The organism is Microbulbifer jejuensis, from assembly GCF_047289955.1.
Classification (GTDB): domain Bacteria; phylum Pseudomonadota; class Gammaproteobacteria; order Pseudomonadales; family Cellvibrionaceae; genus Microbulbifer.
Genome location: NZ_JBLBUB010000006.1, coordinates 105,713 through 118,262 on the forward strand (window position 1 = coordinate 105,713; position 12,550 = coordinate 118,262).

Consider the following 12,550-nt stretch of genomic DNA (forward strand, 5'->3'; position numbering starts at 1 on the left):
GGATAACACTGCCATGAACCCCAATCTGGATCGGCTGCAGCCCTATCCCTTCAGCAAACTCCTGGCTTTGAAAGCGGGCCTAAAACCGGCGGATAAAGCGCATATTGCCCTCTCTATTGGCGAACCGAAACACGCGCCACCGGCGTTTGTCTACGATGAACTCATCAAGCATCTGGACAAGCTTCCGAGCTATCCACTCACCAAAGGTATAGCGCCTCTGCGGGCGGCCATTGCCAACTGGCTGCGGGCGCGCTTTCAGCTCGCAAGCGTCTGTGCCGAAACCCAGGTATTGCCGGTCAGCGGTACCCGCGAAGCGCTGTTTGCCTTCGCCCAGACCATGGTGTCACCGGGCAGCAAAGTACTGATGCCCAACCCCTTCTACCAGATCTATGAAGGGGGTGCCCTGCTCGCCGGTGCCGAACCGCATTTTGTCAACTGCCAGGCCGCACATGGTTTCAAGCCGGATTTCGCCGCGGTTTCCGCGGCGGTGTGGCGCCAGTGCGATCTTCTGTATCTCTGCTCGCCGGGTAACCCCACCGGCGCCCTGCTGGACGCTGCAGATTTTCGTCAGCTGATCCAGTTGGCGGACCGCTACGATTTCACCATTGCCGCAGACGAGTGCTACTCGGAACTCTATTTCGACGAAGGGGCTCCCCCAATCGGACTCCTACAGGCTTGCGAGGATATCGGCCGCAACGACTTCCGCCGCTGCGTGGTTTTTCACAGCCTGTCAAAGCGCTCCAACTTACCGGGGTTGCGCTCTGGGTTTGTCGCAGGCGATGCACAACTGCTGGAAAAATTCTTGCTCTATCGCACCTATCACGGCTGCGCCATGCCACTCCACACACAGTACGCCTCCATCGCAGCCTGGCGGGATGAACAGCACGTGCGGCAAAATCGCGCGCTCTATCGGGAGAAGTTTACCGCCGTGCTGGATATTCTCGACGGCTGCCTCGATGTGCAACGGCCCCAGGCCAGCTTTTATCTGTGGCCCTTAGTCGGCGATGGCGAACATTTTGCCACAGAGCTTTTTCGGCAACAGAACGTCACCGTGCTCCCGGGAGCCTATCTGGCCCGCGACAGCGGAGACGTGAATCCCGGCAGCAACTATGTGCGCATCGCACTGGTGGCGACACTGCAGGAATGTGTGCAAGCCGCACAGCGTATTCGAACCTTCTGCCGCTAGGGCACAGAGCCCCCGGCAAATAAATACCATCACAGGAGCCCACCCTCAGGCGTATCAAAGCATGGCAGTAAAAAATCTACTGAAGCGAGAGCGGGTCACCTATATCCAGCAGCGACTGGAGGCACTCTATCCGGAAACCCCCGTCCCGCTCAAGCATAAAGACCCCTATACCCTGCTGGTGGCAGTGCTGCTGTCCGCCCAATGCACCGACGAACGCGTCAATCAGGTCACCCCCGCGCTCTGGAAGCTGGCGGATAACCCCCAAGACATGGCCCTGGTGCCGGTGGAAAAAATCCAGACGGTTATCCGTCCCTGCGGGCTGTCACCGCAGAAATCCAAGGCGATCAGCAAACTGTCACAGATTCTGGTCAATGAATACCACTGTGCCGTACCGGAAAATATGGCCGCACTGGAGACCCTGCCCGGCGTCGGCCACAAAACCGCCAGCGTCGTGATGTCGCAGGCATTCCACCACCCGGCCTTCCCGGTTGACACCCATATTCATCGCCTGGCCCAGCGCTGGGGGCTCACCAGCGGCAGGAATGTCATCCAGACCGAAAAGGATCTGAAACGGCTTTTCCCCAAAGAAAGGTGGAATAAATTGCATTTGCAGATTATTTTCTACGGCCGGGAATTCTGCTCCGCGCGGGGCTGTGACGGTACCCAGTGCGAGATCTGCACCACCTGTTACCCCATGCGCAAAAACCCAAAAAAAACCAAAAAGGCGTGACTGTGATTACTCTCTACGGCATTAAAAACTGCGACACCGTAAAGAAAGCCCGCAAGTGGCTTGAGAAAAATGGGATCGATTACCACTTTCACGATTTCCGTGAAGACGGCATGCAAGCTGTGCCCCTCAAGCGCTGGCTGGGGGAGTTCGGCTGGCAGGAAGTGCTGAACCGCCGATCCACCAGTTGGCGGGCTCTCAGCGACGAACAGAAACACTGTATGGACAACGATACGGCACTGGTACTCGCCAGCGAGACACCCACCCTCATCAGACGCCCAGTGACCAGTACCGCAAACAACACCCGCTTCGGTTTTAAAGAAGCGGAATTCGCCCAGCTCACCGGCCAGCCCAACTAGGAGAGAACATTGATGGACAACACCTACAGTATCGGGTTTGGTATCGGTACCTGCAATAGCAAGGGCGACTGGCTGGAAGTCTTCTACCCCAAGCCGCTGTTTAAGCCCAGCACCGCCGTTGCCGCTGCGGTGAAAGAAACCCTGCACGTTAACGGCGGCAACCACAGCCTCCCTCTGAGTGCCACCCATCTGCCCATCCTCGCAGACAAGCTGCAGCGCGCTGGCGCCGCCGAGCAGGCAGAAATTCTCCAGCGGTTCGCCACCACCGGGCGCCCTCTCGCCGTTGTTGTGCTCTGCAGTGATACGCCACCGCAATCGGTACCCGAGGCCTACCTGAAATTACACCTGCTCTCCCACCGCCTGGTGAAACCCCACGAGACCAATCTGGAGGGCATCTTTGCCAGACTGGTCAATGTCGCCTGGACTAACCAGGGCGCGATTGATCTGGCAGAGCTACCCCAGCGCCAGTTGGAGGCAAGACTTAAGGGCGAATACCTGGCGGTGTCCTGTGTGGATAAATTCCCCAGGATGGCCGATTACGTGGTACCCGCCGGGGTCCGCATCGCCCATACCGCACGGGTGCGCCTCGGCGCCTATCTGGGCGCAGGTACCACCATCATGCATGAGGGTTTTGTCAATTTTAACGCCGGCACCCAGGGCCCCAATATGATCGAAGGGCGTATCTCCGCCGGGGTCTTTGTCCACAAGGGCTCAGACCTCGGTGGCGGCAGTTCCACTATGGGCACCCTGTCCGGTGGCGGAAATATCGTAATTTCCGTGGGCGAAAACTGCCTGCTCGGTGCCAACGCCGGCATCGGTATTCCCCTGGGAGATCGCTGCACTGTGGAGGCCGGTCTCTACATCACCGCCGGCACCAAAGTTGCCCTGATGGATGACAACGGCCAGTTGGTAGAGTACATCAAGGCGCGCGAACTGGCCGGCAAGTCCGACCTGCTCTTTCGCAGGAATTCCACCAATGGTGCGGTGGAGTGCTTGACCAACCAAAGCGCCATCGAGCTGAATGCCGCCCTGCACAGCAACTAGCCCGGTTAAGCGCAGGGCCGGTGCCACTGCAATCTGCGCTTTCGACTCCACAGCGCCCGCAAAAGACAAAAAATCGATACAGGAATGCCCTCGTGACCCCAACCCTGGAACTCGCCGTTGACCTGATTCGCCGCCGCTCCATCACCCCTGAAGATGCCGGTTGTATGGACCTGATGATCCAGCGCCTGGAAAACATCGGCTTTCAAACGGTCAGCCTGCGCCGCGGTGATACCGACAATGTCTGGGCAGTTCGCAACGGGCAAGGTGCGGGCCCGCTGCTCGCTTTCGCCGGCCATACCGATGTGGTGCCAACCGGCCCTGAGGAACACTGGCGCAGCCCGCCCTTCGAACCGCAGATACGGGACGGCTTCCTGTATGGTCGCGGCGCCGCCGATATGAAAGGCTCCCTTGCCGCCATGGTCGTGGCCTGTGAAACGTTTGTGGCAGAGTATCCTGAACACTGCGGACGCATTGCTTTTCTGGTCACGAGCGACGAGGAAGGACCGGCAATCAACGGCACCGTCAAAGTGATCGAATGGCTACAGGAGAGGGGAGAACAGATCGACTGCTGTATTGTCGGGGAACCTTCCAGCAGCGAGCATCTCGGTGATGTCATCAAAAACGGTCGGCGTGGCTCGTTGGGCCTGGCACTGAAGGTGTTCGGTGTACAGGGCCACGTGGCCTACCCCCACCTGGCCAAAAACCCCATCCATGCAATGGCCCCGGCACTGGCCGAACTGAGCACCGAACAGTGGGATCAAGGCAACCAATTTTTCCCCGCCACAACTTTTCAGGTGTCCAATATCAATGGGGGCACCGGAGCCAGTAATGTCATCCCCGCAGAAGTACATCTTCTGTGCAATTGGCGCTTTTCAACGGAATCCTCCGCAGAGGAACTGGAACTGCGCGCGCGTCGTATTTTGGACAAGCACAATCTGCTCTATGAGGCAGTCTTCAACCTTTCCGGGTCTCCTTTCCTCACCGCAGAGGGGCCTCTGGTTCGCGCAGTGCAGGAGGCAATTCTCAAGATCACGGGAAAAGAAACAACGCTATCCACCGCCGGAGGTACCTCGGACGGCCGCTTTATCGCACCAACAGGCGCACAGGTGGTGGAACTCGGCCCGGTGAATGCCACTATCCACCAGATCGACGAGTGCGTGAAAACACAACACCTGGACCAGCTCAAGGATATCTACCGGGAAATATTACGGCAGCTGCTGGCCCGCCAGTAAGCGGTCTCGAGGTGCTACGCAGGCAGGACAATGCGCCCCAATGGTTCACACAATCCGGCCACGCAGGATTCCCAAAGGGCAGCTTACTAAAAGCACTGGCCAACCCGGGGCTCTCCCTCCACCCTCCCATGGTATGCTCAGCCTGACAATAACAACGAGGCAATTCCAAGCGGGATGCCAAATGAGGTGGCATTCTCCCGTTATTACGCTGGCAATTCTATATTTCGTATTAAAGAGAACATGCTTATTTCCGCAGCGTCACAACAAACCCATGCACAGCTAGCACTCGATCCCTTTCAGTATACAAAAGGGATAACAATCAGATTCATCAGGTTGGAGTGTGTACTACCAACAATTCTCCAATAAAAGTGGGAGCGCACCTTTGAATACCCGCAACTGTTTTTTCGGTCTGGTTCTGTTTTTGCTAGGCGCCTGCCAGCGGGATACCGCAGGGGTTATTGATCAGGCCAGTGAGGCCAGCATCGCAACCCAGGAATACAACCAACAGTTTGCCCCTGAATTGGATTTGTCCTCCTCGGCAGAGTTTGAACAAGCCACACGGGGCCTGATTGCCGAAGCGCCCCTGGAAAGTATTGAACACAGTCAGGGGGGTATCCTTTGGGAACCATCCGCCTATGGTTTTATTCAGGGAAAAGCACCGGCAACCGTCAATCCGAGCCTTTGGCGACAGGCCGCCTTGAACAATATTCGCGGTTTGTTCAGAGTGACTGACGGCGTGTACCAACTGCGCGGGTTTGATCTGGCCAATATGACAATCATTGAGGGGGACACGGGCTGGATACTGATTGACCCTTTAACCACAATCGAAACCGCCGGCAGTGCCTTGCGGTTTGCACAAGCCCAGTTGGGCGCCAAACCCATTACCGGCATTATTTTTACCCACAGCCATATCGACCATTTCGGTGGTGTGATGGGCGTGGTATCCCCTGCCGATCTTGAAGTGGGCAATATCGTAGTTGTTGCGCCCGAAGGTTTTATGGAGGCAGCGACCAGTGAGAATATTGTCACCGGTCCAGCGATGACCCGGCGCGCCATGTTTATGTATGGAAAGCGATTACCGCGCTCTGTGACCGGCCATCTTGATTCGGGGCTTGGTAAAGAACCCGTATTTGGCAGTACCAGTATTTTAACACCCACGATAACGATTGATCAGTTGAGACAGCATGAAACGATCGATGGCGTGGAATTTATTTTCCAGAATGCACCCGGCAGTGAAGCGCCTGCTGAACTTATGTTTTATCTGCCAGCCAAAAACGCCTTTTGTGGTGCTGAGGTGGTTTCAAGAACCCAGCACAATTTATATACTCTGCGTGGCGCGAAGGTGCGCAATGCCTTAAGTTGGAGCAAGGCCATAGAAAATGCCCGAACCCAGTTTTCTCAGGCCGACATTTATTTTGGCAGTCACCACTGGCCAATCTGGGGCAGGGACCATATTCAGGCATTCTTAACCAAGCAGGCCGATCTTTACCGCTTTATTCACGATCAAACCCTGCGTTATGCCAACCAGGGCAGCACCCCAAAAGAAATTGCGGAAAAGATTCGTATCCCAAGCTCACTGTCTTCCGTCTTTTATAATCGCGGTTACTACGGCACCCTCAGCCACAACAGCAAGGCCGTGTACCAGTATTATTTTGGCTGGTATGACGGCAATCCTGCCAACCTGAATCCACTGCCCCCTTCACTGGCTGGCAAGAAATACCTGGCATATATGGGCGGCGCTGATGCTGTAGTAAAGAAAGCCAGGGATTCCTTCGCCAAAGGGGAGTATCGCTGGGTCGCGGAGGTGCTGAACCACGTCATCTTTGCTGAACCCACACACACAGAGGCAAAACGACTTCTGGCCGATGCTTATCAACAATTGGCCTACCAGGCAGAGTCTGCTCCCTGGCGGGATACTTATCTGACAGCATCCTATGAATTACTGAACGGCCCCCCCAGCCAGGGGGTGAATATGAATGATGCGATCGAACTGTTGCGGGAGACCCCGGTTGAACACTTTATGCAGGCTTTGAGCGTCAGGCTGAAAGCCGAGGACGCCGAAGATCTGCAGTTGGTGATTGGTATCCATTTTACCGATATCGGCCAGACGTTTACCCTGCAGCTACGCAATTCAGTCTTACACTACCGCAGCGGTGAAATCCCTGCCGGGACCAATGCCCGGCTATCCATTACACATCCACTGTTTATTGATCTGCTGGTGGGCCGCGCTGGGCTCAGTGAGATACTGGGATCTGAAGATATTCGCCTTGAAGGCAGCAAACTGGATTTTTTGAAGTTTATCTCCCTGTTTGATACACCCAAGGGCAACTTCCCTATTGTCGAGCCATAAAAGGGATTGTGAGTACGATGTAAACTCACAACGCAGAGATGAAACGTCCAAATACAGATAGGGCTGGAAATAACCTGAACTGCCTATGCACCAGCGTCCCTTAGGCCACAATCGACCTATTCCAAATTCTTGTATGGCTTGCAGAGGCCAGCAGTGAAGATCACTGGCAAAAAATGTCCCGGGCCCTTTGCGGGGATACTACCTTGCGCCCACACTCTTCTGCCACCGCTACCAGGGCTTCAATCAACTGGCCATTGCCATTGGAACGATCCCCGTCAGGCAGATAAAATGTATCCTCAACCCCCGTGCGCAAATGTCCACCCAGTTCGGCCGTCTTGCGGTGCACCGGCCAGATTTCGTCCCGTCCAATCACTGTAGTTTGCCAAAGACTGCCGGGCTTCATATATTTGGGCATCAATGCCAATAGCTCAGGGTCAGCGGGCATTCCAGAGGCTACCCCCATCACCAGATTGTAATTGGGCTTGTCCACCATGCCCACATCCGCATACATGCCAACTGAGCGCACAATGCCCAGGTCGAAACACTCAAACTCTGGTCTTGTGCCCACTTCAGCACAAACCCCAAGCAGCTCCGCCACTTTGTCTACGGGGTTGTCGAACACCATCGGCGGCCAAGCCCAGGACCCGTTGGCACGCGCCTTCAGATAGTTGAGACTGCCGGCATTGCAGGCGGCGATCTCCGGCTTGCCGGCGCGCACACATGCCAGAGGACCGCGTTGGTCGCGCCCAATGGTACCGGTGGAAAAATTCAGAATAACGCCCGGACATTTATCCCGAATCGCAGCGGCAATTTCCAGTGCTACTTGCGGGTCCCAACTGGGCAGGTGCCCCTTCCCGCGCTCCTGGTTACGAAAGTGCACGTGCATAACCGAGGCCCCGGCATCATAGGCTTCACGGGCAGAGTTCGCCATTTCCTCCGGTGTTACCGGTACCGGATGTTGCTGAGGATTGGTGAGCACCCCGGTCAGGGCGCAGGTAATAACCACTTCATCGGACATCGCGGCTCTCCTGAATGTTCTATTAAGGCCCTCTGGAAGGCCAATATTTCTAAACCGATTCCAGCGAATGCGTACAGACAGGCCGGCAACAGAGACCAAGCGCTTGCTTGGGTACAGCAGCCTAGCACAGGGCAAGCGCCAGAAAAAGACACCTTGTAACCACGCTACCCGCCCTGCAGAATGCCCGAAAACCGCTAAGGAAGTGAAAGCCCAATGATTGAGGCCCCTGTGACGAAAACCGCCCCCTACGGCAGCTGGAAATCCGCAATCAGTGCCAAGCTCATTGCCAAAGCCAGCGTGCGTCTGTCGGAAACCAGTTTGTACAAGGGGCGCTATTACTGGCTGGAATCCCGCCCGGCCGAGCAGGGTCGCAATGTGCTGGTTGAATACTGCTCGCAACAGGGGCGGCGGGACCTGATTTCGGCCCCCTTGGGCATCCGCTCCAAAGCCCACGAGTACGGCGGTGGCAGCTATCTGGTGCAGGGAGATACCCTGTTTTTTGTGCTTGCCGAGGACCAGTGTCTCTACCGCATGCCGTTAAGCGGTGCCCAGCCCGAGGCCATTACCCCCAGGCGGGATTGCCGCTATGCGGACCTGGTGTTCGACGAAAAACGCAACCGCCTTATTTGTGTGGAGGAGGACCATTGCGACCACAGTAAAGGGGTGGAAGCCCGTGCACGCATTATCGCAATCGATCTGGACAAACCTATGCCCCGTACACCCAGGGTTTTGCTGGAAGGGGCGGACTTTTACTCCAACCCGGCCCTGAATGCCGAGGGCAACAAATTGAGTTTTCTGCGCTGGCACCACCCCAACCTCCCCTGGGATGCCACCGAGTTGTGTATTGCCGCAATGGACGATAAAGGGGAAATCAGCGGAGTCATGCAAGTTGCTGGTGGGGAAAACGAGTCGATTTTCCAGCCTCAGTGGTCGCCAAAAGGGGAACTCTTCTATGTTTCAGATCGCAACAACTGGTGGAACCTCTACCGTCTGGGTTCCGACACGCCTCTGTGGGAAAAAAAAGCAGAGTTCGCCACACCCCAGTGGACGTTCGGCATGTCCACTTACGGCTTTATCGGTATCGAGGACATTCTTTGCACCTATACAGAGGCCGGCCGTTGGCACCTGGCGCAGATCAATACTCTGACCGGTGTGCATCAAACCATTCAACAACCCTATTGCGATATCGAAAGCCTGCGCTGCGAAAACGGCATAGCCGTGATGATTGCCGCCGGCTCAGACCGGTTTCCCGCCGTAGTCGCGTTTAACCGCGCCAACCAAGCCCTCCGAGTGGCTGCCAAGAGTAACAGCCATGATTTACCGGCCAACCTCTTTTCCAGTGCCCGCGAAGTTGCCTTTACCGTGGATGGCCGGGCGGTATACGGCTTTTATTACCCACCATACAACCCGCAGTTTGGCGCTCCGGAGACTGAAAAGCCCCCGCTCATTGTCTTCAGCCACGGCGGCCCAACCGGTGCCACCTCTGCCGGTCTCAACCTGAAAGTACAGTACTGGACCAGCCGTGGCTTTGCCATTTTGGATGTCAATTACTCCGGCAGCACTGGCTACGGGCGCAGGTATCGTGACCGCCTCGCACACAAGTGGGGGCTCTACGATGTGGAAGAGGTTTGCGCCGGAGCGCACTATTTGGTTTCCCAGGGCCTGGCAGACCCGGAGCGGCTCTTGATCAAAGGCGGCAGTGCCGGCGGCTATACCGTGCTCGCTGCCCTGACTTTCCAAGATACCTTCAAAGCCGGCGCCAGCCACTATGGCATCGGCGAATTGAGCAGCCTGGCCAAGGACACCCACAAGTTTGAATCCCGCTATCTGGACAAACTGGTCGGCCCCTGGCCCGCAGCAGAAGCCGTTTACCGTGAACGCTCGCCGATCTACCACGTGGAAAAGTTGCGCTGTCCGGTGATCTTCTTTCAGGGTATGGAGGACAAGGTGGTCCCGCCCAACCAGGCCAAAACCATGGTACAAGCACTGAAGCTTCGCGGAATTCCGGTATCTCTGATCACCTTTGCCAACGAGGGTCACGGTTTTCGCAGTGGAGACAGCATTGAGGTGGCTCTGGAGGGGGAACTGGAATTTTACAGCCGTATTTTTGGCTTTCCACTGGCAGAACCCGGTCCAGGTATTGATATTGAGAATCTTGCTTAGATGCCCCCTGGCAATAAGGGAAATTACATGACCGGGATGGGGACCTGTAGTTGCCTGGAAACCCAGTGGGTTACCAGGCTGAAAGTCGTGCGTTGAAAGCTATTGTTTATACTCGATCAAATTGATAGACCAAATCTTGACCCCGGCATCTGTCACCACCTCGGCCTCATCACCCACCGCCTTGTTCAAAAGCGCCCTGGCCATGGGGGAGTCGACGGATATGTAGTCTTTACGGCTAAAGATCTCGTCATACCCCACGATGCGAAACTTCAGCACCGCACCCTCATCATCCTCTACCTCCACCCAGGCACCAAAGAAGACTTTGCCTTCCTGTTCGCGGCTGTACTCGACAACCTTGAGCGTCTCTATGCGCTTTCGCAGATAGCGGACACGACGATCAATCTCCCGCAGACGTTTTTTATTGTACTGATAGTCCGCATTCTCACTGCGATCTCCCAGGCTGGCGGCCCAGGTAACCCGCTTTGTAACATCGGGGCGTTCTACGCGCCAGAGCGCATCGAGTTCTTCTTTGAGCGCTTCATAGCCCTGCTTCGTTATTAGTAGCGTTTTCACTGAAAACCTGCATATTTAAATTTCTGAAGATTTCCCCGGCCACCCCTTCCAGATCAGAGACATACCCAGATACATTAATCACCCAATAACCAGGGGCCGCTGAATCAATAATAACCAGCGAGGAAAAGGGTAGCCTACCCGCTTCAATGAGGAAAGTGGTCAATTTTAGGGATCATTGCCCCAGGCTCTCACAGGAGCCTAAAACGGAATGCGCCCTACCCCGGATGGGGCAAGCCCTGCCTGAAAACCGCGCTGTCGCAACTGCCAGCCACTGCGACCCTCGAAAGAACCCGGGAAAGCGGCGACGGTACACTTTTTGACCCGGCACCCAAACAAACTGCCGGGCAGATGGAGCACAGGCTATTGCCGGCTCGAACCCAAAAGCCTGGCAACCCTGCGCAGTTGTGCTGGGAATGCCAAGAATAATGATCAACCCAAGTATGCAATGCCTAATTTGTTGCCCAACCAGTTCCCCCTGTGAACAATAGGGGGGTTGAAGTAAAGGGAATGGATCTCTATGCGAAATTTCAACGATATTACAGCACCGGTGATCGACCGGTTTGGTGGTGAAGGCAATCTCGAAGCCAGGCTTGTCAAGCCCAAACTGCCACAATACCTAATGCTTATCCCAAACAGCCAGTGGCTATCTGCAGCCGCCAAAGCCGTATTTCAGGCGGGGTTCAGCTGGAACGTTATAGAGAAGAAATGGCCGGGCATTGAGCCGGTTTTTCACGGTTTTGATTTGTCTTTTTGTCGCTATCTGTCTGAGGAGGCCCTCGATAACCTGATGCACCAGAAGGGGATGGTACGGCATTGGAAAAAGACCCGATCCATTCAAAAAAATGCGGATTTCTTTTGGCACCTGTCCCATACCCATGGCAGCCTGGGAAACTACTTTGCCAGTTGGAATGCCGGTAACTATGTGCAAAACCTGAAACTACTGAGGAGGGGAGGCCACAGACTGGGGGGGAAAACTGCCCAGGTGTTTCTGCGCCGAATGGGGGTGGATACTCTGATTTTTGCCAGTGACACGGTACGGGCTTTGGTTCGGGAAGGCGTCGTGGAAAAGTCTCCCTCATCGAAAAAAGACTGGGCCGCCCTGCAGCAGGCGGTTGATATCTGGCAGGCGCAGTCCAACCGCAGCTTGAATGAAATCAGCCAGATCTTATCGTTTTCGGTGGGGTAGGCGCGGTGGTTTTCTTTTAAACCAGCCGTTTGACCAGCGCGCATAAAGACCCATTGAAACAACCTTAAGCAACCCAATAGGTTCCTGATCTTCCAGCAATAGCAGGGCAAAGGTGGGGTGAGAAAGTTTCAACTGTACGAAATACCCCGGATCAATCCTTTTTGATATTGATCCTTGCGCTGAGCACATGGTCCTCCCAGCAGCCATTAATCAACAAATAGCGTTTTGCAGTGCCTTCGATCGTAAAATCCAGGTTGCGCAAAAGTGCTGCGGAGCGATGGTTATCGGGCATGTAGTTAGCCATCACCCGGTTTAGTTTCAATACATCGAAGGCATAGGCCACTACATGGCCACACAGTGTTTTCATCACGCCCCGTCCCTCATAGTGTTGGTCTACCCCATAACCCATGTTGCACGCCTGAAACGGCCCCCGAATAATATTGGTCAGAGAGCAGACGGCAATAACCCTGGAAGCGCCCGGTAGAATACCCAGAAAGTGGATAGATCGCCCTTGCAGAAACTCACTCTGCCAAGCCTGCAGTCGCCGCTCCCAGACCGGGATTGTGTGATATGCACCGCTTCTGGTGGGTTCCCACCGCCGCAGGTGATCCGTATTTCTGAGATAAAAATCAGACAGTGCTTCCCCATCACCCACCCCAGCCAATCGAATATCCACCAGTCCTACAAACACTACCTATCTCCAAGCGGCAAG

General features: G+C 55.4%; 11 protein-coding genes. 8 read left to right on the forward strand and 3 right to left on the reverse strand.

What is annotated here, in order from left to right:
- Window positions 1-13: 13 nt before the first annotated feature.
- The 6 genes from dapC (at window position 14) to ACL7TT_RS05590 (ending at window position 6,898) form a co-directional block, all read left to right on the forward strand.
- A complete protein-coding gene (dapC, locus tag ACL7TT_RS05565; protein ID WP_413393791.1) occupies window positions 14-1,186 on the forward strand; it encodes a succinyldiaminopimelate transaminase in 1,173 nt (390 codons plus the stop codon).
- Between the two features lie 61 nt (window positions 1,187-1,247).
- Window positions 1,248-1,916, forward strand: coding sequence for an endonuclease III (gene nth, locus ACL7TT_RS05570; protein WP_413393793.1), 669 nt, complete (start codon window positions 1,248-1,250; stop codon window positions 1,914-1,916).
- Between the two features lie 2 nt (window positions 1,917-1,918).
- A complete protein-coding gene (locus tag ACL7TT_RS05575; RefSeq protein WP_413393795.1) occupies window positions 1,919-2,272 on the forward strand; it encodes an ArsC family reductase in 354 nt (117 codons plus the stop codon).
- 12 nt (window positions 2,273-2,284) lie between these two features.
- Window positions 2,285-3,316 carry a 2,3,4,5-tetrahydropyridine-2,6-dicarboxylate N-succinyltransferase gene (gene dapD, locus ACL7TT_RS05580; protein WP_413393797.1) on the forward strand — a complete coding sequence of 344 codons (1,032 nt, stop codon included), beginning with the start codon at window positions 2,285-2,287 and terminating at the stop codon, window positions 3,314-3,316.
- A 92-nt stretch (window positions 3,317-3,408) separates the two neighbouring features.
- A complete protein-coding gene (gene dapE / locus ACL7TT_RS05585; RefSeq protein ID WP_413393799.1) occupies window positions 3,409-4,548 on the forward strand; it encodes a succinyl-diaminopimelate desuccinylase in 1,140 nt (379 codons plus the stop codon).
- Between the two features lie 382 nt (window positions 4,549-4,930).
- On the forward strand, window positions 4,931-6,898 hold the full coding sequence (locus ACL7TT_RS05590) for an alkyl/aryl-sulfatase (protein ID WP_413393801.1): 1,968 nt from the start codon (window positions 4,931-4,933) through the stop codon (window positions 6,896-6,898).
- Between the two features lie 160 nt (window positions 6,899-7,058).
- On the opposite strand, the gene ACL7TT_RS05595 is transcribed toward ACL7TT_RS05590, so the two are convergent.
- The gene (locus tag ACL7TT_RS05595; protein ID WP_413393803.1) at window positions 7,059-7,916 is read right to left on the reverse strand and encodes a beta-keto acid cleavage family enzyme; all 858 of its coding nucleotides are present in this window, start codon (window positions 7,914-7,916) and stop codon (window positions 7,059-7,061) included.
- Window positions 7,917-8,129: 213 nt separating this feature from the next.
- Between ACL7TT_RS05595 and ACL7TT_RS05600 the strand changes: the two genes are divergently transcribed.
- The gene (locus tag ACL7TT_RS05600; protein ID WP_413393805.1) at window positions 8,130-10,079 is read left to right on the forward strand and encodes a S9 family peptidase; all 1,950 of its coding nucleotides are present in this window, start codon (window positions 8,130-8,132) and stop codon (window positions 10,077-10,079) included.
- Window positions 10,080-10,178: 99 nt separating this feature from the next.
- On the opposite strand, the gene greB is transcribed toward ACL7TT_RS05600, so the two are convergent.
- On the reverse strand, window positions 10,179-10,652 hold the full coding sequence (greB, locus tag ACL7TT_RS05605; RefSeq protein WP_299942814.1) for a transcription elongation factor GreB: 474 nt from the start codon (window positions 10,650-10,652) through the stop codon (window positions 10,179-10,181).
- Window positions 10,653-11,169: 517 nt separating this feature from the next.
- On the opposite strand from greB, the gene ACL7TT_RS05610 reads away from it, so the two are divergent.
- On the forward strand, window positions 11,170-11,838 hold the full coding sequence (locus tag ACL7TT_RS05610) for a DNA-3-methyladenine glycosylase I (protein WP_413393807.1): 669 nt from the start codon (window positions 11,170-11,172) through the stop codon (window positions 11,836-11,838).
- 151 nt (window positions 11,839-11,989) lie between these two features.
- Here ACL7TT_RS05610 and ACL7TT_RS05615 read toward each other — a convergent pair whose 3' ends face one another.
- A complete protein-coding gene (locus ACL7TT_RS05615; protein ID WP_413393809.1) occupies window positions 11,990-12,529 on the reverse strand; it encodes a GNAT family N-acetyltransferase in 540 nt (179 codons plus the stop codon).
- Window positions 12,530-12,550 lie beyond the last annotated feature (21 nt).